Below are 22499 nucleotides of genomic sequence, written 5' to 3'. Positions count from 1 at the left end.
CCCCGGCTCACACCCGCTCGTGCACACCCCACCCAGGGCGAAGGGACGCTCCCAATATCGAGAGCGGCCCTTTGAGCGTTGTGGGTGACTCACTGAGTGATCTGACTTTGCGCCGCCGGCCGGCTCCGCTATTTCCGGCGGAAGGTGACGATCGACTCGGAATCACCGTTGGCCACGTTGACCATCAGCCACAGCTGGGAAGTGCCGGGGACCCGCTCGATCAGTGCGTGGTGCCCCACCCCGTCCGGCGGGGGTACCTCTTTCGTCCAGTTCCGGCCGTCCCAGTGCAGGACCGAGACCCCACCGGGCTCGTCGTGGTCCTTGCCCGCGAACCAGACGTCGTCAGGCCCGAACGCGGTCACGCTCTGCAGCTCGGCCTTCCACGGCGGGATGGTGGGCCGCTCCCAGGATCGGCCGTTCCAGTGCAGCACCAGGGGCCGTTCACCGATGCCGCCCACCGCCCAGACGTCGTCGGGGCTGATCTGCAAGATCGTGGTGAGGGAGCCCTCGGGCAGCGTGGTCTCCTCGTACCTGCCGTTGTGCCCGTGCCAGATCACGGGCTGCACCGAGTCCCGCATCCCGGCGACCCAGGTGTGACCGGCGCCGCTGTCCACCGCGACCAGCCTGGTCTCCTCGCCGCCGAGCACCTTTTCGGTGACGAAGGCGGTGCCGTTCCAGGTAAGTACCGAAGTGTCCGAGATCACGACCACCCGGCGGCCGTCCACGGCCACGTCCCGCCCGTACCCAGAGAGCCGGTATCGCCGCCAGGCGTGCCCGTCCCAGTGCTGGGCCAGGGTCTCGTCGAAACCTCCGCCCAGCATCCACGCGTTGCGCGGCCCGTCGGAGTCGATGCTCGCCAGGCTGCCCAGAGCATCCTCGACGGGCACCGCGCGCCACCGTGACCCGTCCCAGGTACGCAGCGACGTCCTCACGCTGTCCTCCCAGCCGGTGTACCCGATCGCCCACGCCGACTCGGGACCGACGGCGGTCACGTCGCGCAGGCCACGCTCCCACGCGGTGTCGGTGGACAGACCGGGGACTTGGACCCACCTCTCGGAGATCTCCGTGGTAGGTGTGGCCGATGCCGAAGAGGCCGACACGGTGGGCGTGCTCGACGGTGAGGGGGCCGGCGCGGCGAGCGGGGGCTGCGCGGCACAGCCCAACGTGATCAAGCAGGCGGCCAGCGCCGTCACTCGCGACCTCATAGTGGCAAATCGTACGACTTCCGCCTGCGGTTACCACCGGCCAAGGCCTCAGCCGTCGCTTGATACGCCGCGCGCACTGTCCTGGGCCGCCGCGACCTGGCCGGGCGGCAGACCATGGCCGTCCGGCTCAGGCTGCTGTTCGCCCTGTAAGCCCACGCGCTCCCAACTGTGTGGCGCCACGCACCGACATCAAAGGCTGCGGCGCTCTTGCTGCCTTCGGCCTGACCTCACCGAGCGCTACTCGACTTCAGTGGATTGTTGCCTGGCCGACAAGCATTCATGATCACCAGGCGGGTCGCCGTACTCCGAGGGGAAGCTCGGTCTCTGAGGAGGAACGCGGACAAGCCCGAGTCCGCAGCGAGGACTCGGGCTTGTCTGTCAGTGACCTGCGGCGGAAGGAACCCGTCAGGCGACGCGGGACGCCGGTGCGGTCCAGGTGTTGCACGCGGCAGGGGAAGCGCCGGCGAAACCCCGCTGCAGCCAGGCCGCCCGGTTCTTGCCCGTGCCGTGACTGCGTTCCTTGTTGACCTTCTCATCGCCGCTGCCCCGATAGTGGTCGACGACCTCCTTCCAGTCCTCGCCCCGGTAGTTCTGCGACGACCAGACACTGGCCATGAACACCGCTCCCAGGCAGTCGGCCTGCAGTTCCAAGCGGCGGCTCTGCGCCAGCGCCTGCGTCTTGGTGCGGGCCGGCATGTCTTTGTAGGCGGTCCACATGCCGGTGAGGTTCTGCACGTGGTGGGCGTACTCGTGCGCGATCAGGTGCAGCATCACCGGGTCGGCCGGCGCTTTGACGGCGTAGTCGCTGATCATGATGACCAGTCACCGCTCGCTGGTGCAGTAGCGGCCGGTGTTGTACGGGCCCTCGCCCTGCCCTCGCTGCACATGGCGGATCCGTCCCGACCACGGTGCTGCCGCCTTGACCAGCATGTCCTGGCGTTCCACCACGAGGGTGGACAGCCCTAGTTCGGTGGCAGGCGCAAGGCCGGTCGGACCTGCTCCGATGACGATCACGTCGACGTTCACGCGGAGAGTGTAAGTGTGCTCTGTTCGCTTACCGCAACGATAGTGGGATGCTCAGCCGTGGCATCGGCGCTCAGCGGCCGAACAGTCCATGCGGATCGAACAGGCGCTTCATGTCGCGCTGGTGCGGAGTACGCAGCACGTGGTGCCGAGGCCGTTCCAGATCCGTCGGCGGCGATCCGAACGGATAAGGCGTGCCCCCGGCACGGCAGGCGAGGTGGTGAATGCGGCGGTTGTCGTTCAGCAGGGCCGCGACGCGCGCCGGAGTGGATGGATACGCGTTGGGGAGCAGGCTGAAGAGCACCGGCTGGTCGCCGGCCGGCAGCAGCATGTTCGGCGTGCGCAGGGCGCGACGCGTCAGCACCTGGATGATGACGGGCCCGTGCCGCTGATCTGCCGGCGACCTCGTGTCGAGGGCGGCGCTGATCACGTCCGCCGACCGGCCTGCGGGCAGGAAGACACTGAGATACGGGTGCGGGGCCTGCCACAGCCCCGCCTCGGACATCAGCCGGACGTCCGGGGCCATCCGGTCGGCGAACTCCAGCGCGTCGCACTCCTTCGCGACCCACTGGCCGGGCGGCACGGACAGGCCGGACAACGGATCACACGTCGCTGCGGGCGTCCACCGGTCGCCCACCGGATGGGCGACCTTGATCTGGTAGATCCACGGCCGGTCGTCCGGCGACGGCAGGTGCAGCCTGACGTCGGGGCCGAACGTGAGCGCGAGCCGATCCGGCTCGTTCGGGACCGCGAAGCCCTGAACGGAGGTGACACCCGTGGCGGCGGTCAGGATCCGCTGGTCCTCGATCATCTGGCGGAGGTCCGTATAGAGCGCCTTGCAGGTACGGACGACAGGCGATGCCGGAACCAGGGGAAGCCGTGCGGCGACGATCACGCCGAACTGTCCGAAACCGGCTCGGCTCGCGTCGAAGAGGTGCCGATTCCGCCGAGCAGAGCAGGTCACCACCTCACCGGTGCCCGTCACCACGGTCAGTTCGTCGACGTTGTCGGTCTGGCCGCCGGCGTGGAACGAGGAGCCCCCGAATCCGCCGGCCGACAGAGTCCCTCCGACGCTGAGCCCCAGATAGTCGGTGAGCACCGGAGGGATCAGGCCGTGTTTCAGCGTGTGCCGGACCAGGGTGTCCCAGCGCACGCCGGCGCCCACATCGGCCTGCCGGGTGCGCTCGTCGACGGAGAGGTGGTCCAGTCCTGCGGTCGACAGCGCCAGCCCGCCGGAGACCTGGGCCTGCCCGCCCGTACTGTGCCGCCGGCCCTGTACGCCGATTCCCCAGCCCCGTTCCACGGCGAGGTTCACGGCGGCGGAGACCTGGCCGGCAGTGGTGGCCCTGAGCGCCGCGGAGGGACGGCAGCGGATCAAGCCTCCAAAATCGCCCGTAGCCGCGTCGAGTGCCCCGGCATCGGTCCGAATCGGAAGGCCGACCGCCGCGGGATCGGTCATCGTGATCCGAGAAGGCCGGCGGCGATTGCCACAAGCGAGCGCGCTGGGCGTCCGACCAGGTCCGCGACGTCGGTGGTCACCGGTGCGGCCCAGTTCGTCCGGTACTCCCGGTGTATGTCGATGAAAGAGTCGACCCGCCACGCGGGGATCCCCAGGGCCAGCCATTTTCTCCGCGCGTCCTCCAGGGAGACGTTCACATAACGGATGGGATGGCCGAGTGCCCGGGACAGGCGTTCGGCCACTTCGGCGAAGGACAACGTTTCCGGCCCGGTCAGCGTGTACGACCTGTGCTCGTGCCCGGGTTCGGTGAGGACCGCGGCCGCCGCCGCCGCCACATCCCGATGGTCGATCATGCTGATCCGCGACCCGCCCATGGGTGCCGAGAGCACGCCATCCCCCAGCGAGGCCGCGTAGATGGTGAGGTTGTGCATGAAGAAGTTCGGCCGCAGGTGGGTGTAGGCGAGCCCCGAGGCGACGATCTCGTCCTCGGTCCGGGCGTGCCAGCGCGCCTCTCTCAGCGGAGAGTCCGGGCCGGCGCCCATCGCGGAAACCTTGACCAGGCGACGGACACCCGCCGACACGGCCGCGACCACGACGTTGTGCTGGAGCTCCACCTGAGCGGGCTCCTCCTTGGAGAGCAGGAACACCTGACCGACACCGCTCATGGCGGAGTCAAGGCCACGCGGGTCGTTCATGTTCCCGACCGCGGTCTCGACACCGTGCCGCGCCAGGCTCTCCGCCTTGGCCGCATCGCGGGTCAGCACCCGCACGGGGACAGCCTTCGCGGCGAGCAGTCGCACCAGTTCGCTGCCGATACGGCCGGTGCCGCCGGTGACCAGGATCATGTTCCCTCCCGCCTGACGGTCGGCTTCGGTTCCTTCAGCAGGTGCCGCAGCCGTGCCCGGTGGCAGGCCGGACGCCTCGTATTCCGGGCATGCCCAGCATGGTGACGTTCGGTGGGGTTCCCGCGGGCGTGGGTGGGTGGGCCTGGCGCCTTTCCCAGGTGTCGCCGGCGTTGGTCCGGCGCAGGTGCAGGATGCCGTCGTCGGCGAGGAGGTGGTGCGGGGCCGCGTGGGTGATGGTGGCGGTGACCGCGTCTCCTGGACGTGGGGTCGCGTGGCGGGTTTCGCCGGATGGGGGCGATGGTGTGAAGTGCACGAGGCGGCCGTCGGGTGCCCGTCCCGACAGGCGGCCCGTGGAGCCGTTCTTGCGGCCCTGGCCGTCGGCGATGATCAGTTCGAGGGTCCGGCCCACCTGGCGCTGGTTCTCCTGGAGGCTGATCTGGTCCTGCAGGGCGACGAGCCGGTCGAACCGCTCCTGCACGACGTCCTTGGGGAGCTGGTCGTCGAGTTCGGCCGCCGGGGTGCCGGGACGTTTGGAGTACTGGAACATGTAGGCGCCGGCGAACCGTGCTTGGCGGACGAGGTCGAGGGTGTCCTGGAAGTCGGCTTCGGTCTCGCCGGGGAAGCCGACGATGACGTCGGTGGTGATGGCGGGGTCGGGCAGGACGTCGCGGGCGTATTGGAGGATCTTCAGGTAGCGGTCGCGGCGGTATGACCGGCGCATGGCGCGGAGGACGCGGTCGGACCCGGACTGCAGCGGCATGTGGAGTTGCGGCATGACGTTGGGGGTGTCGGCCATGGCGGTGATCACGTCGTCGGTGAATTCGGCCGGATGGGGGCTGGTGAAGCGGACCCGTTCGAGGCCGTCGATGTCACCGCAGGCGCGTAGCAGCTTGCTGAAGGCCTGGCGGTCTCCGAAGCCAACGCCGTAGGCGTTGACATTCTGTCCGAGGAGGGTGATTTCGAGTGCGCCGTCGTCGACCATGGCTCGGGCCTCGGCGAGGATGTCGCCGGGGCGGCGGTCGGTCTCCTTGCCGCGTAGGGAGGGCACGATGCAGAAGGTGCAGGTGTTGTTGCAGCCGACGGAGATCGCGATCCAGGCGGCGTAGGGGGATTCCCGGTGGGTGGGGAGCGTGGAGGGGAAGGTTTCCAGTGCCTCGCGGATTTCGATCTGAGCGGTCTTGGCTACCTGGGCGCGTCGCAGGAGGGTGGGAAGGGCGGCGATGTTGTGAGTGCCGAAGACGACGTCGACCCAGGGTGCGCGCTTGATGATGGTGCCGCGGTCCTTTTGCGCGAGGCATCCGCCGACGGCGATCTGCATGCCGTCGTGTTTGTGGTCGCGTAATCCGCGGAGGGATCGGTAGAGCTTGTTGTCGGCGTTCTCGCGGACGGCACAGGTGTTGAACACGAGGAGGTCGGGGGGCGTTCCGGGTTGGGCCGGTGTGTATCCGGACGCCTCCAGCATGCCTGCGATGCGTTCTGAGTCGTGCACATTCATTTGGCAGCCGAATGTGCGTACTTCGTAGGTGCCGGGCATCGCGGCCTCCAACCCCTGCGGTTTTCTGCTTTGTGCAGTTGGCAGAGAAGGGCCTCCGTCCCCATGGTGGGGACGGAGGCCCTTGAAACTCTGGAGGCACCGGCTTTTTTGAGAAGCCGTGTCTCCGGGTGGAGTCTTTTTGAGAGACTCGACCCGGAACCCTTTTGAGGGGTTCCCCACCGCCGGGCCCTTTTGAGGGGCCTGACCGCCGACCCTTTTGAGGGGTCGACCGCCTCGGCGGCTTAACCTCGAAGGTAGTCAATCCCCCCATACTCGTCAAGATCTGTCTTAATTTTATCCGAAATGGGGTGACGAAGGAGATGCGGCATGGCGTTATAGCTGGGCAGATGACATAACCGGCATCGCCAATCATGAGTTTCGGCGTCGCCGATTCCCTGGCGGACACGGGGGCGGTGGATGTAAGGGAAATGCCGAGCGAGAGAACAACCACCGGGACGCTGGTTTCACAGCTACCTCTCGGCAGAGGAGAAATTCACGGTCGCGAGTGTGGCGACGGTGTGGAGGTATGGGGCAGGTAGCGTGCAAACCATCGTATGGATGAGGTGTCGCCCCTACCGTCGCAAGATATGCAGACAGTGGATGTACTGGTCGTGGGTGCGGGCCTGGCCGGCCTGCGCACAGCCCGCCTGCTCGCGCGACGGGAACTGAACGTGCTGGTGGTCGACCGTCGCAGGTCGCTGTCGGCGGGCATCCGCACGACAGGGATCTTCGTGCGCCGCACCCTCGATGACTTCGACGTGCCGGATCACCTGCTCGGGCCAGGTGTCCGGGACGTGCTGCTGTATCCGCCGTCGCGGCGGGCACCGATCCGGCTCACCAGCGACCGGGACGAGTACCGCGTGGCCGACATGGCGGCCGTCTACGAGCACGCGCGCCGCGCGGCGGAGTCGGCCGGGGCACGGGTCCTGCTGGGCGTACGGTATGTCGGCGCGTCGATGGGTTCTGTGCGGTTCGCGGGGGCGGAACCGGTGACGGCCCGGTTCGTCGTCGGCGCGGACGGTGCCCGCTCCCGGGTGGCCCGTGATCTCGGCCTTGATGTCAACCGGCGCTTCCTCGTCGGCGCCGAGATCGTCCACCCGATCGCGTCGGGCACGACCACCCCGGCGTTCCACTGCGTGCTGGACCCCCGGGTCGCTCCGGGGTACCTGGGATGGGTCATCGACGACGGCCGGCATGCGCATGTCGGCGTCGCGGGATATCCGAACGCGATGCGCACCGGTATCCGCAACCTGCTGGACGCTTTCGCCGCGGACGCGCCCGGCCACGTGGCGCCGGCCGGTCCGGTCGAGCGTCGAGGTGGTCCGATCCCGGTCGGCGGTGTGCTGCGACGGTTGGCGTGCCCCGCCGGGCTGCTCGTCGGAGACGCGGCGGGCGCGGTGTCGCCGCTGACGGCCGGTGGGCTGGACCCTTGCCTACGCATGTCCGAACTGGCCGCGGCGGTCACCGCCGGGTACCTGCGTACCGGCGACCAACGCGTGCTGAGCCGGTACGACGGGGGCGCGTTGCGGGCCCGGTTCCGAGGCCGGCTGTTGCTGCGCCGCGTGTTCGCCGGCATCCGATCCCCCGCTGTGGCAGAGGCGGCGGTGACCGCGCTACGCGGTCGTGCCCTGGCGGCGCGGATCCTGTTCGGCGACGGCTCGTTTCCCGAGGTCGACCCACGGCTCGCGGACCCGGCGATCGACCACCCCCGCCGGTGACGCCGACCGGCTCCCATGATCCGCCTGTGGTGTACGCCAGGCCCGGATTCCCCGCGACCGAGCGGCACAGGGCGAGCAGCTGATCACGGAGCCGGTGCCGTCCAGCGGAAACCGTAGCGGCCATGGGCACACCGTCAGTCCACGCGGCGGTGACCGCTCGGTGCGGCACGGGCCGATACGGCTCCCAGTGACCTCCAAGCCGGATCCCAGACCCGCCTGCGACGGTGATCCTCTCGAATCAGAGGAAAAGGGGAGTCATGTTCCACCACGGTGTTCGCCGGTTGGCAGCGACGCTGCTGGCCGCCTTGACCGCCGCCGCGCTGCTGCCGTCCGCTCCGGCGGCTGCCAAGCCGGTGCAGGCGAAGATGCCGATCTCGGTACTGCTGTGCAAGTTCCTCGACCGGCCCGAGGAGCCGAAGGACCGGCAGTTCTTCAAGGACATGCTCACCACCGACGGGGTGGGCAAGGGCGGGCTGGCCGACTACGTGACCGAGCAGTCGCGCGGCCGGGTGTCGATCGAGGGCAGTGAGGTGTACGGCTGGTACACCATCCCCAAGACGTTCGAGCAGTGGAACAGCGGGGGGGTGTACGAGTGGTGGGATAAGAAGGAGGACTGTCTGAAGGCCGCCGAGAGCCAGGGCTACCGTCATCCGGCCGGGCGTCCGCTGCTCGTCATGGTCAACACCGACCACGGCGGGGTCGAGAAGACCTTCTACAGCGCCCGTCCCGACCGCTCTGCCGTCCTGGACTCCAGGGCCTGGACCCTGCCGAGGCTCGTCTACGAGGTCTTCTTCCTCTACAACCTCGACTGGGGCTACTCCGAGGTCGGCAGCACCCGGCAGAGGCCCGGCCTCCAGTTCGGCAACCCGTGGGACGTGATGTCGACGGGGCAGACCTTCGCCCCGCCCTCCGAGCACTTCGGGGAAGGGGTGATCGGGCTGGCCGCGCCACGGCTGGACGAACTCGGCTGGCTGCCCGGCTGGCGGGTGCTCACCCTCGGCAAGGACGGAGTCGCCACCCAGACGGTACGGCTCGCGCCGCTGGAGCAGCCTGAGCGGCCCGGCATGCTGATGGTGCGCGTGCCGTACGACCCGGCATCACCGAACCGCTTCCTCACCGTGGAGTTCCGGAAGAAGACCGGCCGCAGCAGCGCCATCCCCGCCGACACCGTCCTCATCCACGACTACGACTACATGGTCGGGCACAACGGGAGCCCCACCCTGCTGGTGGACAGCGTCGAGAACCCGAAGCCGCTCCAGAGCTTCACCAAAGACGGCGTCCAGGTCCGACTCGACTCGATGACCGAGGACTCGGCCACTGTCACCGTCACCACCGACCTCACCACCAAGTGCCGGTACGGCTTTGTCCCGCGTAACGCCGTCGCCGGTGACGACGCCTGCGTGACGGCCGCCGCCCGCGATCAGGCCGCCGCCGACAACCAGAACCAGAACGGCCGCCATGAAGGTGACGGCTCCTGCCGTGTGGGCTTCGTCTTCCGCGGGATCACCGCCGGCGACGCCGCCTGTGTCACCCGCGAGGTCAAGGCGGAGACCGATCGAGACACCGCCGAAGCACCCAACCGGCTGAACACGGCCAAGCACGTGTGGGGGCCGAACGCCTGCAAGGACGAGTACGTCTGGCGCATGGCCGACGACTCCGACTACGTGTGCGTCTCGTTGACCACCCGCTACCAGACCCTGGACGACAACGCCGCCGCCTCCAGCCGCTGGACCGACGGCCCCTACGGGCCGAAGACCTGCGTGGCGGGCTACGTCTGGCGCGAGGCATACATCGGCGACCAGGTCTGCGTCATTCCCGACCGCCGCGACCAGGCCCAGGCGGACAACAAGGCATCCTGGGACCGGGTCCGGACGAGCTGACCCGCCAGCGGCGAGAACGACCCGGCTGCGGCGCGCGGCTCCGACCTGCGCGCCACAGCCGCTTCCACCCGCCACCACCTGGCAGTCGTCCTCCACCAGGCCGACTGGCTGTTGCGATCCCCGGACGCCCCGCATCACCAGGAGGAGCCGTAGGAGCCCGCATTGCGGCAGCCGCTGTGTCCTGGCCTTCCTCAGCGCCTCACCCAGATCCATCCGCTGCCGTCCTCGTCGTAGGAGGGGTTGCCACCGACCGCGATGACCTGGTCCCCTCCGGGGACTCTGGCCATGTCGGAGACCGCAGGGGCGTTGCGGGACTCGGGTGACTTCTCGTAGGTCCAGGAGCGGCCGTCGAAGTGCAGCAGGATGCGATCGTCGTCGTAGGAGTAGTTGGTGGCGCCGAGCCATACCCCGCCGCGGCCGTCCGGGGCCACGGCTCCGAACGAGACCGCTCCCGAAGGGATGCCGTCGGCCAGGTTCCATCGGCTGCCGTCCCAGCGCATCAGCAGTGCGGCCACGCGGTGTCCTGGCCGCACGACCGTGCCCGCGACCCACACCTCTCGCGACGATCTCGCGGCGATGTCGTAGAACTGGACCTTCGCGCCGCTGAACGAGGACGGCGTCGGCGAGATGGTCCAGCGGCGTCCGTCCCAGTGCTCGATCACGGTGAAGGAGTCCGAATCGTCGGTGGCGATGGCCCACACGTCGTCCGGGGTCGCCGCGCTCAACCGCCATATGGAAGGAGAGGGGGCGGAGACCTCGGACCAGCCCGACGGGGACCAGCGCGCGAGGGGAAGAGGACGCCAGGACGGACGGCTGCGTGTGCCGACGTTCTGTTTGCCGGCCACCCATACCTCCGCGGGTCCGGTGACGACGGCGTCATGGACGTCGGCCGAACGCGGCCAGGGCGGTCTTTCCCGGCGTGTCCATCGGCGGCCGTCCCAGCGCCACGCGTCCGCGTCCTTGTCGAAGAGCCAGACGTTGTCCGGGGACGTGCCGGACAGCGCCCTGGGATACAGCAGTCCGTCCGGCGGGCGGGCGGACCGCCACGCGCGGCCGTCCCAGCGCAGCACGCCGCGGCCCTGCCCACCGCCCTCGCCGTCGGCGCCCACCGCCCACGCCTCGCCGGGCCCGGTCACGACGACCTTGGTCATCCCGGCGCCCCCGCCGCCCAGCTGCTCCCACACTCCCGAGGACAGAGCAAGGCCGTCCCCGGCCGGAGTGCTGTGGCCCGGCGCCCTCCTCCGGGATTCGGCGGTGCTCCCCGAACATCCCGCCACGACGAGGCTCAACACCGTGATCGCGGCCGCTTGCCTGATCATGAGTGGATTGTACGGAGAAGCGCCGTGGAGCAGAGGCGCGAAAGCGGAATCCCGGACACCTCGTACGGCAGGCCGGTCACGGACTGGCCGTGCCGCCCGGCGAGATCACGGTGATCGTCGGCGCGAACGCCTGCGGGAAGTCGACGCTCCTGCGCTCCCTGCCCCGGCTGCTCGCGCCCCGCGAGGGCCGTGTCGTCCTGGACGGCAGACAGGTGCACCGCATGCCCGCCAAGGAACTGGCCCGCACGCTCGGACTGCTGCCCCAGTCGCCGGTCGCGCCCGAGGGCATCACCGTGCTCGACCTCGTCGGCCCCGGACGCCAAGGCAATCGCCGACAGGACGGTGCAGCGAGGAGAAAAGCCTGTCAGCTCATATCGCCGTTTCTGTAGAGTTCGGGGTCATGCGTACCCCTCGTATCGTCCTGCTGGCCGGGGCACTGGTCGGCCTGTTGCTTACCGGCACCGCCCATGCCAATGTCGGCACTGCCCGCACCGCCGGCGGTCCGGTTCCCACCGGATCCAAGGCGCTGACCCACAACCCGCTGTACCGCAGCGGCAAGATGACGGTGCCCTGCGGCCGTCACCCGGATGACTTCGCCAGCGTCGGCGCCGCCAAAAAGCACCTGACCGCGATGCTCGGCTGCCTGAACGCCTCGTGGTCCGCGCAGCTGAAGAAGGCCGGCCTGCCGTTCAAGAAGCCGGCGGTCCGGTACCTCACCAAGTCCACCAGCGCATGCGGGTGGCGCTGGCCCGAATATGTGGTCGGCATGTACTGCGTCAAACAGCGGCAGATGGTCGTCCGGATCAACGACTACGCCATCCAGGACCCGGCGGACCCGGACCTCCTGGTGCTGATCGCGCACGAGTACGCCCACCACGTGCAGAATCTCAGCGGCATATGGGCCGCCGTGCGTACACCGGTCCGTAGCAAGGCAAAGGCGCTGGAGCGCAACCGCCGAAATGAGCTGCAGGCCGAGTGCCTGGCGGGGGTGTTCGCGGGGAGCATCTGGCCCTCGCAGCAGTACACGGCCGAGGACTGGGCGGAAGCCGTGGACATTCTCGGGCGTAGCGGTGATGAGGAGATCGGCGCGGACCGCACCCACGGCACGAGCAAGAACCGGGTCGCCTGGCTGCAGCGCGGCTTCGACAGCGCCTCCCCGGCCGCGTGCAACACCTGGACCGCGACAGCGTCCAGCGTCGCCTGACGGCGGCCTCCTCGCGGGAGGGGAAAGCAGTGGCGGGCCCGTCCGCGATCGCTTCGTGCTCATCGCGGCGGGCCCGCTGTCGCTGTGCTCCCGAGCCCCCTTCATGCCGGCTGGTGAGACGGCCGCGTATCGAAGGTCGTGTTCGTCAGGCGTTGTCGCGTCCTGAGGCGCGGGTTCGGGACGGCCGGCCATGCGGGCCATGAGCGCGGTTCACCGCGCTCAACTGTGATCCGCGCAGCGTGGCGTCGGGCGTCGTGAAGGCGTCCTTGCCGGAGGCCGGGGCGGTCACATCTCCCTGGATGACATCCACCCGGGCCAGGGTGGGGACGAACTGCGCCCGGTTCGGCTGACGCCCTCGGCAGTCTGGAAGGATATGACCGTGGACCGCCGTGGTTTCCTGCTCGCCGGGCTCGCCCTGGCCCTCACCGGGTGCGGTCCCTCCGGCATGAAGGGATCCGCTGTGCTCAACGAACAGTCGCTGACCGCCGCCGCCCAGGGCGACGTGGCCAAGGTCCGCGAGGCGATCGCGAACGGGGCCGACATCGAGGCCCGGAACCCGCAGCGCCGTACCGCCCTGCTGCTCGCCGCGGCGGCCGACCACGTGGAGGTCGCCAAGGTCCTGGTGGCCGCGGGCGCGGATCCGAACGCGCTGGACTTTCAGCACGACACGCCCTGGCTGGTGACCGGGGTGACCGGCAGCGTGGCCATGCTTCACGCGCTGCTCCCGGCCAGGCCGGACCTGACCATCAGGAACCGGTACGGCGGAGTCTCGCTGATCCCGGCATGTGAGCGCGGCCATGTGGACTACGTGCGCGAGGTGCTCAAGACGGATATCAACGTCGACCATGTCAACGACCTGGGCTGGACCGGACTGCTGGAGGCGGTCATCCTCGGCGACGGCTCCGCGCCGTACCAGGAGATCGTGGGTCTGCTCATCGCGGGAGGCGCCGACGTGAACCTGGCCGACAAGGACGGCACGACCCCGCTCCAGCACGCACTCGACAGGAGCCAGAGCGAGATCGCCGCCATCCTCCGCTCCGCCGGAGCACGGTAGAAGGGCTTTGTGAAACCGCCGGCCCAGCCGCACCGCCCGCTGCGCTGCGACGAGCCGGCGCGGCCATGAACAGGCGCAGGGAAAGGCGCACGCCCCCGGCTCCCCGGAGTGGTCAGGCTTCCCGAAGGCACCCGCGGCACCGAGTCCGGTGTCCCAAAACCTTGTTGGCGAAAGCCCAAAACGCACCCTAAGATCCGCTACCGATGTTCAAGGCCCCTCCAATCGCCGACCCAAGGACCGCATGTGACGATGCTCAGCAGGCGAAGGCTTCTCCAGGCGGGTACCGCGATGGTGCCCGCGGTCGTGCTCGGCGCGCCGCCCGTGCGGGCGAGCAGCGCCCCGGCGGTGGAGGTGTCCGGGGTCGCGCCCACCGCGCTCGCCGGGTTCGACCAGGTCCTGAAGACCTACATCACTGAGCGCGACATCTCCTGTGCCCAGCTCGCCATCGTCAAGAACGGCAAGCTCGTCCTGGCGCGCGGTTACCGGTACTCCAGCGACGGCCGGGCCGTCCCCGCGGTGTCGCCCACCTCGCTTTTCCGGATCGCGAGCCTGAGCAAGCACATCACCGCCACCGCCATCATGCGCCTGGTCCAGGACGGCAAGCTCAGCCTGGGCGCCTCGGTGGCCGGCCTGCTCGGCCTGTCCACCGCGGCGGATCCCCGGCTGGCCAGTGTGACGGTGCTGCGGCTGCTGCAGCACACCGGCGGCTGGGACAGCGCCATCTCGAAGGACTATCTGTATCTGGACCACGTGATCGCCGGCACGCTCGGCGTACCGCTGCCGATCACTCAGGAGCACATCATCACGTACGCGAGCAGCCGCCCGCTCGACTTCGCCCCCGGCAGCCGCTACGCGTACAGCAACTACGGCTACATGCTGCTCGGCCGGATCGTCGAGAAGGTCTCCGGTCAGAGCTACGAGTCCTACGTCAAGCAGAAGCTGCTGGCGCCCGTCGGCATCACCCGGTTGAAGCTCGGCCGTACGCTCCGCGCCGAGGCCGCGCCCGGCGAGGTGTTCTACGAGTCGCGTTTCACCGGTAAGACCGTCACGGATCCTACGGGCACCGTGGTACCCATCCCGTACGGCGGCTTCAGCATGACCAACCGTGGTCCCGGCGGTGGCTGGCTGGCCTCCGCGGTGGACCTGGTCAGGTTCGCGAAGGTTTTCGACGCGGCCGGTCCGGTGCTCAACGCGACCTCCATCGGCAAGATGTTCGCCAAGCCGGAGATCGGTGTCACCTCAAGCGGTTCCTGGTACGGCGCGGGCTGGTGGGTGCGCCAGGTGACCGGGCACCTCAACACCTGGCACGATGGCTCGCTGCCCGGCACCTACACCTATCTGGCCCGGCTGCAGAACGGCTTCACCTACGCCGCGCTGTTCAACCGCCGGGAGGAGAGCGGCAGCCTCGACTTCGACGTGCTGAGCCCGCGGATCAACGCCGAGATCGGCAAGGTCACCACCTGGCCCACCACCGACCTCAGCTCCCGTTACTTCTGAGCACCTCCCGCCCCCGCCGAGCCGGCGGGGGCATGACGGGGCGTACGCCGTGCGGTCAGCTCCAGTGGTCCCGTTCGGGCAGCCTCAGTCACATGCCGGAGCGTCGACCACGCCGCCTATGGCAAGCGCCGGCGCAGCCGCCGGCAGCAGAAGGACAGCGAAGCCGATCCCGGAGCCGGCGGGGCGGCTTCCTGTCCGAGATGTTCAACGCGTTGAACATCGTGTCGCGGGCTGACGTGGAGGAAACCGGGCGGGTTTTCGCCGGCATCGTCACTGGTCGTGAACGGTCGGGTGCCAATGAGATCACGGAAGCATGATGGGAAACCTGATGACGCTGGATCACCATGGACCGTATGCACAGGTGAAGGCGGGTAGCGGCCAGAGTCGCGCCTGCACCTGGATCGCTGCACATCGAACGGTCCAGGGGTTCGAAATACCTGGCCGCGGACTCCTCCGGACGGTGCCGGCTCGCGCGTATCGCGGCGCACAGGTCGGCGGCCGTGACGACGGCGACCGTCGCCGCCACCGCTGTGACGCGGCCACGTCTCCAGCCGGTGCGGCCGGCGATCGCCCGGCCCAGCAGAGTCAGGTCCGCGGTGCCGAGGGCCGCGATCTGGCTCCTGCCGGTGGTCGGCGCGGTCTTCGACCGTCGACAGCGCCGTACCCGAACAATCAGCGCCACTAGGCTTGTTCGGGGAGGTGGTGGCCGTGTCCGATCAGCGGGGAGGGACCGTCGGCGAGGAGTCCGGGCCGTTGCGCGTGACCATCGGCCATCTCCTGCGGCGGGTCTTCACCGGCATCACCGGTGAGGCCATGCGGGACGGGCCGCAGTCCCGTGACTTCGTGGTGCTCGACGTGCTGGCCGACGAGGACGCGCCCTCGCAGCAGGACCTCGCACACCGTCTCGGCATCAACCGGACGATCATGGTCAAGCTGCTCGACCGGCTCCAGCAGGCCGGTCACGTCACCCGGACCCGCAACCCGGCCAACCGCCGTACCTATGTCCTGTCACTGACCGACGAGGGCCGTACCGCGCTGAAGGACATGCGCCAGGCCGTCGCCGACCGGGACGTCCGGCTCACCGCCCCGCTGACCCCGGCCGAACGGCGGCGCCTCACCGAGCTGCTGAGCAGGCTGGTCGCCCACGACGAGCGGTCCGCCGGCCGGTCCATCGTCGCGAGCACCGAACACCTCATCGCCCAGGCCCACTACCACCTGCGCCGGCTCGGCGACCACAGGTTGGCGGAGTACGGCCTGCGCACCCGTCACTTCGGCCTGCTGCCCGCCCTGGACCGGCTCGGACCCTGCCCCCAGCAGCGACTCGCCCAGTACCTGGACCTCACCGAACCGGCCGCCGCGTCGCTGGTCGAGGAACTCGTCCAGGCCGGGATCGTGGTCCGCGGCCAGGACCCGCACGACCGCCGCCGCTATGCCCTGGAACTCACCGACCTCGGCCGCGCCCGCCTCCCCGCGGTCCGCGACGCGATGCTGGGCGTCGAGCACGACATTGAGAAGACCCTCGGCCCCGAAGGTGCCCAGGACCTCCGCGCCCTGCTCGTCAAGCTCCTGCGGTAGGCGAGTTCAGCGGGAGCGCTCCACTCGGCCCTCGTAGACGGTTCCGTCGGCACCGAAGATCAGGAAGCGGTCGTGGGTGACGGCCAGGACGGTGCCGGAGAAGGTGGCCAGGCCCTGTCACGGGGCCTCGGCGCCGGCCAGGTCCAGGTTGCCGGTCGGCTCGTCGAGCAGGAGCAGGCGCCCGTCTGGCGGCACGTAGGTCAGCCGGTCCACCTCGACACGTCCCGCCACTGCCGCCCCCCTTTACGCCACCCTGCCGGGAGACCGCGCTCCCCGGCAGCCGGCGGGCCGGAGTCGGTGCCGGGGCGGTGGGTGCTCACCGCCCCGACGGGGTCATGCGAAGGTGAAGGTCAGCCGCGGCGCCACTTCTGGTTGGCGCCGCCGTTGCACTCCCAGAGCTGGAGCGGGGTGCCGCCACCGCCCCAGCCGGTGACGTCCACGCACTTGTTGGCCTGCGGGTTGACCAGGTCGCCCGCGCCGCTCAGGACGAACTGCTGTGCCGGGTTGCCGCTGCAGTTGGCGAGCTGGATGGCGGCGCCGTTGGCGGTGGAGCCCCAGGCCACGTCCATGCAGAGGCCGAAGGCGCGGACGGTGCCGTCGCCGGGGAAGGTCCAGTTCTGGGCGTTGGTGTTGTTGCAGTCCCACAGCTGCAGGCGCTGGCCGTCGGCGCCGTTGCTGTTGGGTACGTCGATGCACTTGTCCTGCCAGCCGATGAGCCGGCTGGTGTTCCCGCCGCCGGTGGTGGTCAGGGTCAGGCCGTACGCGCCGAGGACCTCGTTGACCGGCTGGTAGAAGGTGTTGCCGCCGGTCGAGCAGTTTCCGGAGCCGCCGGAGGTGATGCCCTGGGCCTGGTCACCGGTGATCCAGGCGCCGCCCGAGTCGCCGCCCTCGGCGCAGGCGGTGGTCTGGGTGAGCCCGTAGACCAGCGATCCCGAGTAGTTGACGGTCACGTTCTTGGCCTGGATGACGCCGCAGCGCCAGCCGGTGGGGGGTGGACGAGGCGTGAGAGCGCTCTCTTGGGAGAGACTTTTACATTTGTAATATTTCAAGTCAAGAAGGTCATCCCCGAACGTGATCGCCGGGCGGGCGCTCGCAGACCCGCGTCCGGTTGGTGACCTGCGAGGTTTTGGCGCTGCCGGAGATGGCGCCGCGGGCCGGGGCCACCGCGGACTCCGGCGGGAAACACCGGAGGAAGACGTGCTGAGCCGGCCGGGGCGCGTCGTGGAAGCGGCCCCGGCCAGGGGGTGGATCAGATGGAGCCGCTCTCGATCGCCTGCTTCAGGCCCGCCTGGGTCACCTCGTGGGAGGCGACGCCGTTCGCGACGACGAAGTCGATCAGTGAGGTGTCGGCGTCGAAGGTGAGGTACTCGGTGACCTTGGTCTTCCCGCCGGTCAGCTTCGTGAAGACGATCTTCTGGTGCGTGACGACGCCGGGCAGCGACCAGGTGTCCGTCTCGTAGTAGAGGGCGTTCGCGTTGATGCGCTGCTGCGCGTGCGTGTTACTGGTGACGATCGCGCCCTCGTAGGGGATCTCCTCGACGGCGGTGAAGTTGATGTGGCGCTTGCCGTACTTGAACCAGTCCTTGTGGGTGACGACCCGCTTCAGGAACGAGTGCATGCCGACGTGGTTGTTGATGTTGGAATATGCCGCGAACACCTTGGTGGCGGGGGCGTTGATCGTGATCGAGATGCTGCTCTGGGCCCGGCTCCGGCCGGAGCCGGCGGCGGGAGGCGTGGTGTCGTAGAACTTCTGGGTGTCCCATGCGGCCTGCCACTCGGCGGCGAGCTGGGCGTCGCTCGCCGGAGTGTCGGCGCTGGCGGGGCTGGAGAAGACGGTGATGACAAGGGCTGCGGCGAACAGCTGGGCCGCGAGGAGTCGAAGGTGCTTCTTCACGTGTACCCCAAGAGGAGACAATAGGTGCATGTGATCTTCTATCGCATGTTGTTGTGATCTACGAGATTTCGTGGCGAAGAAGTGATAAATTTTCGCGACGCCGTACACCCCGGCGCGATGTACCGGGTGCGGCAGCGCCGGTGACCTCTGCCCTCGGGTGCCCTCAGGTGCGTTCCTGCCGGGGCAGGACCACCTCTCGCAGGATGAGCAGGACGGCCGCGGCGATCGGGATGCCCAGCAGCGCGTCACCGAGCAGGGCGCCGACGATCGTGGCGAGCGGTGGCACGTCGACCGGGCTCTTCAGCACCGCTGCCGCGGGCTCCGGCGCCGCGCCCGGCCGGGCCCTCGTACGGCTCCGGTCGGCCGCGGCGCCGGAGCGCGCGAAGGGAGATCAGGTCATGTTGACGTACTGGCGGGGCCGGAGGGCGTGGCTGCGGAGGGCGGCCAGGGCGGCCGAGCGTCCGGCGGGGGTGAGGCTGCCGTCGACGCGCAGGCCGAAGGCGTCCAGGCGCCTGTTCAGCTCGGTGAGCGAGGCGTCGACCTCCACGGTCTGCCACTCCGCGCAGTCGATCACCGCCGTGACGTGGTCGCGGTCGGCGGGGGCGCCGTCGGCGAGCAGCATCAGCGCCACCTCCCTGGCCGAGGTACGGAAGCCGCTCTCCCCGGAGACGGGGGCGAGCAGCGCGGCGGCGGCGGTCTCCCAGAGCAGGTCGGCGTCGCCGAGCAGGCGCTCACCCGCCGGGGTGGTCACCAGGCGCCTGCCACTCTGGCGCAGCGCGCCCATGTGGCCCTGGGCCACCTCGCGGACCGCCGCCAGCTCCGCGCCGCTCCAGGTGCTCTCCGCGAGTACGGAGCGGGCGAGGTTGTCCCGCTGGGTCAGCGGGATGCCCCCCGGGCGGCGGCCCAGGGCCAGCAGCCAGCGCAGCGCGCCCAGGTGAGCCTCGTCGGGTGCCGGGATGGGGGCGTGCAGGCGCACCTCGAAGGGCTGGGCGAGCTCGCGCCAGGCGGTGCCCCGGCCGAGGACCCAGCGGTTGAGCCGCTCGCCCTGGACCCGGTGGAGCCAGTTGTCGCCGCCCAGCTCCGGACGGGGCGCGGTGAGCCAGTGGCTGGTGAGCGTCTGCCGTTCGGCGGAGTCGGGGGTGAGCCTTCCCGAGACGATGGCCAGCTCCAGCGCGGCCGAGCAGGCGCCGTGCGCGCCCAGCTCCTCAGGGCCCATGATCGAGCTCCAGTGCAGCTCGGGGACGTCGGGCGGGAGCACGCCCGTGGCGTCCAGGGCGCTCTGGTAGGCGGCCATGCCCGCGTCCTCGCCCAGGCGGGCGTAGGTACGCAGGATCTGGGCGGTGGTGGGGGAGGAGCAGAGGGCGGCGTAGCGCTCCAGACCGCCCAGCCGCAGCAGCCGGCCCAGCGCGTGGGCGATCACGGTGCGGTCTCCGGTGACCTTGGAGGGCAGCGTGTACCAGAGGAACTCGCACACGTTGAGCTCGGTGATCGTCTCCAGCGGCTCGCCGCCGGTCAGCCAGTCGATCGCGCTGCGCGCGTGCTCGGCGGAGGCGGGCTCGGAACGCTCCAGCTCCGACAGGAGTGCGGCCACGTCCGGTGCAGGCATGCCTCGAAGTCTGCCGTATGCGGGCCTGCTCTGACGATGAACGTGACGTAATGGATCCTGCACGGTGCCTACCCTAGGAAATGTCTTCTAAGTGGCTCATATGCGAGCTGTCAGATCCAGCCTTTCTTGAAAAGCATTCGTGAACTCCACTCGGCGTAGGGGATGATCTCGGCGGTGAGCACCGGGTGGAGCCACCAGAAGTTGACCAGTGCCAGCAGGGTGAAGGCCCCCACGATCGCGGCACCGGCCATCCGCCGCCCGGGCGGGGCGCCGGACGGGCCGATGATCATTCCGGCCGCGAGCACGATCGCCAGGATCATGAACGGGACCATGGGGATCGCGTAGAACAGGAACATGGTCCGGTTGTCGGCGATCGCCCAGTAGAACCAGGGGAGCCAGCCCGCGACGTAGCCGAGGAGCACGGCTCCGGCGCGCCAGTCACGGGTGGCGACGTACCAGGCGACCATGGCGATGAGGGCGGCCAGGCCGCCGTACCAGATGACCGGGGTGCCGACACCGAGCACCGCCTGCGAGCAGCTGTCGGTGCCGCAGGCGCCCTTGGGGCTCTCGTAGAAGAACGCCACCGGGCGGAGCAGCAGCGGCCAGGACCAGGGGTCCGACTGGTAGTTGTGCGGGGTCGCCAGCCCGGTGTGGAAGCCGAGCACCTGGAAGTGGTAGCTCAGCCAGGAGCGCAGCGAGTCGAAGACGAAGAACACCGGGCCCTGCGAGGTCGCCTGCGCCCAGTTGCGGCCCCAGCCGCCGGGGGAGGCGAACCAGCCGGCCCAGGAGGCGATGTAGGTGAGGGCCGGCAGCAGGGCCAGCGCGGGCAGGGCGCTCGGCAGGTCTTTGCCGAAGACCCCGCCGTACGGTCTGCGCAGGCCGACGGCCCGGCGGGCACCGGCGTCCCAGACCAGTGACATGATCGCGAAGGCGACCAGGAAGAAGATCCCCGACCACTTGACCGCGCAGGCCGCGCCCAGGCAGAGCCCGGCCGCGATCCGCCACGGCCGCAGCCCCAGCCAGGGGCCCTGATCACTGAGCGGCGAGCTCTCGTACCAGTCGACCAGTCTCCCGCGCGCCCAGTCGCGGTCGGCCACCAGGCAGGCGAACCCGGCCAGCACCCAGAACATCAGGAAGATGTCCAGCAGCGCGGTCCGCGACAGCACGTAGTGCAGGCCGTCGACCGCGAGCAGCAGCCCGGCCAGGCAGCCCAGCAGGGTCGAGCGGGTCATCCGGCGGGCCACCCTGGCCAGGATCAGGATCGACAGCACCCCGACGACCGCCCCGGCGAACCTCCAGCCGTAGGGGGTCATGCCGAAGAGCTGCTCGCCCAGACCGATCATCCACTTGCCCAGCGGCGGATGGACCACGTAGGAGGCGCACTTGTCGATCTCCGCGGGCGCGCACTGCTGCCAGATCTCGGTGCCGCCCCGCATCAGGATCTTGTCGGCGTCCTTGACGACGTTGTGCTCGGCACCGAAGTTGATCAGTGCCCAGGCGTCCTTGGCGTAGTACGTCTCGTCGAACATGACCGCGTTCGGGTGACCGAGGTTGGTGAAGCGCAGGATCGCCCCGAACACCGTGACCAGCAGCGGCCCCAGCCAGCCCCACAGGGGGTTTCCCGGCATCGGCGGCACCAGACGGTCACGAACGGAACCCGAGGGCCCGCCGTCGGGCTGGGGCTCCGGCTGCTCTGACGCCTGGCTGGGGAAGTCGGTCACGGCCACCCGGACATCGTACGGTCCCCTTACCGCAGCTAGCCCAGGAAACACCTCACTACAGGACTAAATGGTTAACTTCTCCCCGCGCCGGGGGGCCATCCGAAATGCGGGAGGATGGAACGGTGACGGACAACGGCAGGCTTGTGCTGGCAGGGGCTCCGATCGGGCAGGCGGGCGACGCCTCACCCCGGCTGAGGCTGGCGCTGGAGAGCGCGGACGTGGTCGCGGCGGAGGACACCCGGCGGCTGCGGCGCCTGGCCGGGGAACTGGGCGCCGAGATCGGCGGCCGGGTCGTCTCCTACTACGACGCCAACGAGGCGGGGCGGGCCGCCGAGCTCCTCGGCGCGCTCCAGGACGGCAAGACGGTGCTGGTCATCACCGACGCCGGCATGCCGGGCGTCTCCGACCCCGGCTACCGGCTGACCCACCTGGCGGTCGAGGCCGGGATCGCGGTCACCTCGCTGCCGGGGCCGTCGGCGGTGACCACGGCGCTGGCCGTCTCGGGGCTGCCCAGCGACCGGTTCTGTTTCGAGGGCTTCCCGCCGCGCAAGTCCGGTGAGCGCTCCCGCAGGCTCTCGGCCCTCGCGGAGGAGGAGCGCACGATGGTGTTCTTCGAGGCGCCGCACCGGCTCAGTGCCGCGCTGGCGGCGATGGCGGAGGCGTTCGGCGCCGACCGCCGGGCGGCGGTCTGCCGTGAGCTCACCAAGACCTACGAGGAGGTGCGGCGGGGTGGTCTCGGCGAGCTGGCCGAGTGGGCGGCCGGGGGCGTCAAGGGGGAGATCACCATCGTGGTCGCCGGGTACGCCGGGCAGGCCCTGCCGCCGGTGATCGAGGACCTGGTGGACGAGGTCGCGCGCCGTGAGGAGACGGGGGTGCCGAGGAAGCAGGCGATCGTGGATGTGGCGAAGGCGGCGGGAATCCCCAAACGGGATCTTTACCAAGCTGTCCATCGAGGCTGACTTTTC

Annotated in this window: 19 protein-coding genes and 3 pseudogenes; 8 read left to right on the top strand and 14 right to left on the bottom strand. The window is 69.6% G+C overall.

Features of this window, described 5'->3' with window-relative positions:
• Nucleotides 1–128: 128 nt before the first annotated feature.
• The 6 genes from ACQP0P_RS42635 to miaB all read right to left on the bottom strand — a co-directional run bounded on the left by ACQP0P_RS42635 (nucleotide 129) and on the right by miaB (nucleotide 6027).
• On the bottom strand, nucleotides 129–1205 hold the full coding sequence (locus ACQP0P_RS42635; protein ID WP_433367350.1) for a hypothetical protein: 1077 nt from the start codon (nucleotides 1203–1205) through the stop codon (nucleotides 129–131).
• Between the two features lie 405 nt (nucleotides 1206–1610).
• On the bottom strand, nucleotides 1611–2018 hold the full coding sequence (locus ACQP0P_RS42630) for a neutral zinc metallopeptidase (protein ID WP_433367347.1): 408 nt from the start codon (nucleotides 2016–2018) through the stop codon (nucleotides 1611–1613).
• Between the two features lie 9 nt (nucleotides 2019–2027).
• The gene (locus ACQP0P_RS42625) at nucleotides 2028–2231 is read right to left on the bottom strand and encodes a hypothetical protein (RefSeq protein ID WP_433367344.1); all 204 of its coding nucleotides are present in this window, start codon (nucleotides 2229–2231) and stop codon (nucleotides 2028–2030) included.
• A gap of 70 nt (nucleotides 2232–2301) precedes the next feature.
• Complete coding sequence (locus ACQP0P_RS42620) at nucleotides 2302–3606, bottom strand: FAD-binding protein (RefSeq protein ID WP_433367341.1); 1305 nt, start codon at nucleotides 3604–3606, stop codon at nucleotides 2302–2304.
• 77 nt (nucleotides 3607–3683) lie between these two features.
• Nucleotides 3684–4532, bottom strand: coding sequence for an SDR family oxidoreductase (locus tag ACQP0P_RS42615; protein ID WP_433367339.1), 849 nt, complete (start codon nucleotides 4530–4532; stop codon nucleotides 3684–3686).
• A gap of 34 nt (nucleotides 4533–4566) precedes the next feature.
• Nucleotides 4567–6027 (bottom strand): tRNA (N6-isopentenyl adenosine(37)-C2)-methylthiotransferase MiaB, encoded by a 1461-nt coding sequence (miaB, locus tag ACQP0P_RS42610; protein ID WP_433367336.1) that lies wholly within the window; start codon nucleotides 6025–6027, stop codon nucleotides 4567–4569.
• A 626-nt stretch (nucleotides 6028–6653) separates the two neighbouring features.
• Here miaB and ACQP0P_RS42605 point away from each other — a divergent pair.
• The gene (locus ACQP0P_RS42605; RefSeq protein WP_433367333.1) at nucleotides 6654–7784 is read left to right on the top strand and encodes an NAD(P)/FAD-dependent oxidoreductase; all 1131 of its coding nucleotides are present in this window, start codon (nucleotides 6654–6656) and stop codon (nucleotides 7782–7784) included.
• Nucleotides 7785–8065: 281 nt separating this feature from the next.
• Complete coding sequence (locus ACQP0P_RS42600; RefSeq protein ID WP_433367330.1) at nucleotides 8066–9664, top strand: hypothetical protein; 1599 nt, start codon at nucleotides 8066–8068, stop codon at nucleotides 9662–9664.
• A 191-nt stretch (nucleotides 9665–9855) separates the two neighbouring features.
• On the opposite strand, the gene ACQP0P_RS42595 is transcribed toward ACQP0P_RS42600, so the two are convergent.
• Nucleotides 9856–10983, bottom strand: coding sequence for a hypothetical protein (locus ACQP0P_RS42595; protein ID WP_433367327.1), 1128 nt, complete (start codon nucleotides 10981–10983; stop codon nucleotides 9856–9858).
• 83 nt (nucleotides 10984–11066) lie between these two features.
• On the opposite strand from ACQP0P_RS42595, the pseudogene ACQP0P_RS42590 reads away from it, so the two are divergent.
• The 5 genes and pseudogenes from ACQP0P_RS42590 to ACQP0P_RS42570 all read left to right on the top strand — a co-directional run.
• Nucleotides 11067–11318 (top strand): annotated as a pseudogene (locus ACQP0P_RS42590) (ATP-binding cassette domain-containing protein); the annotation flags it as partial.
• A gap of 65 nt (nucleotides 11319–11383) precedes the next feature.
• Nucleotides 11384–12187: a neutral zinc metallopeptidase gene (locus tag ACQP0P_RS42585; protein WP_433367324.1), complete on the top strand. Its 804-nt coding sequence runs from the start codon at nucleotides 11384–11386 to the stop codon at nucleotides 12185–12187.
• 379 nt (nucleotides 12188–12566) lie between these two features.
• A complete protein-coding gene (locus tag ACQP0P_RS42580; protein WP_433367321.1) occupies nucleotides 12567–13241 on the top strand; it encodes an ankyrin repeat domain-containing protein in 675 nt (224 codons plus the stop codon).
• A gap of 249 nt (nucleotides 13242–13490) precedes the next feature.
• Entirely contained in the window at nucleotides 13491–14738 is a 1248-nt protein-coding gene (locus tag ACQP0P_RS42575; RefSeq protein ID WP_433382392.1) for a serine hydrolase domain-containing protein, read from the top strand.
• Nucleotides 14739–15446: 708 nt separating this feature from the next.
• On the top strand, nucleotides 15447–16313 hold the full coding sequence (locus ACQP0P_RS42570) for a MarR family winged helix-turn-helix transcriptional regulator (protein ID WP_433367318.1): 867 nt from the start codon (nucleotides 15447–15449) through the stop codon (nucleotides 16311–16313).
• 6 nt (nucleotides 16314–16319) lie between these two features.
• Here ACQP0P_RS42570 and ACQP0P_RS42565 read toward each other — a convergent pair.
• The 7 genes and pseudogenes from ACQP0P_RS42565 to ACQP0P_RS42535 all read right to left on the bottom strand — a co-directional run.
• Nucleotides 16320–16490, bottom strand: a pseudogene (locus ACQP0P_RS42565) (ABC transporter ATP-binding protein); the annotation flags it as partial.
• 173 nt (nucleotides 16491–16663) lie between these two features.
• Nucleotides 16664–16960 (bottom strand): ricin-type beta-trefoil lectin domain protein, encoded by a 297-nt coding sequence (locus tag ACQP0P_RS42560; RefSeq protein ID WP_433382389.1) that lies wholly within the window; start codon nucleotides 16958–16960, stop codon nucleotides 16664–16666.
• 93 nt (nucleotides 16961–17053) lie between these two features.
• Nucleotides 17054–17299 (bottom strand): annotated as a pseudogene (locus ACQP0P_RS42555) (S1 family peptidase); the annotation flags it as partial.
• A 263-nt stretch (nucleotides 17300–17562) separates the two neighbouring features.
• Nucleotides 17563–18207 (bottom strand): hypothetical protein, encoded by a 645-nt coding sequence (locus ACQP0P_RS42550; protein WP_433367315.1) that lies wholly within the window; start codon nucleotides 18205–18207, stop codon nucleotides 17563–17565.
• Nucleotides 18208–18370: 163 nt separating this feature from the next.
• Entirely contained in the window at nucleotides 18371–18514 is a 144-nt protein-coding gene (locus ACQP0P_RS42545) for a hypothetical protein (protein ID WP_433367313.1), read from the bottom strand.
• An 84-nt stretch (nucleotides 18515–18598) separates the two neighbouring features.
• Nucleotides 18599–19813 (bottom strand): hypothetical protein, encoded by a 1215-nt coding sequence (locus tag ACQP0P_RS42540; protein WP_433367311.1) that lies wholly within the window; start codon nucleotides 19811–19813, stop codon nucleotides 18599–18601.
• Nucleotides 19814–19923: 110 nt separating this feature from the next.
• Nucleotides 19924–21441 carry a dolichyl-phosphate-mannose--protein mannosyltransferase gene (locus tag ACQP0P_RS42535; RefSeq protein WP_433382386.1) on the bottom strand — a complete coding sequence of 506 codons (1518 nt, stop codon included), beginning with the start codon at nucleotides 21439–21441 and terminating at the stop codon, nucleotides 19924–19926.
• Nucleotides 21442–21638: 197 nt separating this feature from the next.
• Between ACQP0P_RS42535 and rsmI the strand changes: the two genes are divergently transcribed.
• The gene (gene rsmI, locus ACQP0P_RS42530; RefSeq protein ID WP_433367308.1) at nucleotides 21639–22493 is read left to right on the top strand and encodes a 16S rRNA (cytidine(1402)-2'-O)-methyltransferase; all 855 of its coding nucleotides are present in this window, start codon (nucleotides 21639–21641) and stop codon (nucleotides 22491–22493) included.
• The last annotated feature ends 6 nt before the right edge of the window (nucleotides 22494–22499 follow it).

The organism is Streptosporangium sp. CA-115845 (assembly GCF_050943795.1).
Lineage (GTDB): Bacteria > Actinomycetota > Actinomycetes > Streptosporangiales > Streptosporangiaceae > Streptosporangium.
This window is presented reverse-complemented; position numbering and strand designations above follow the sequence as displayed.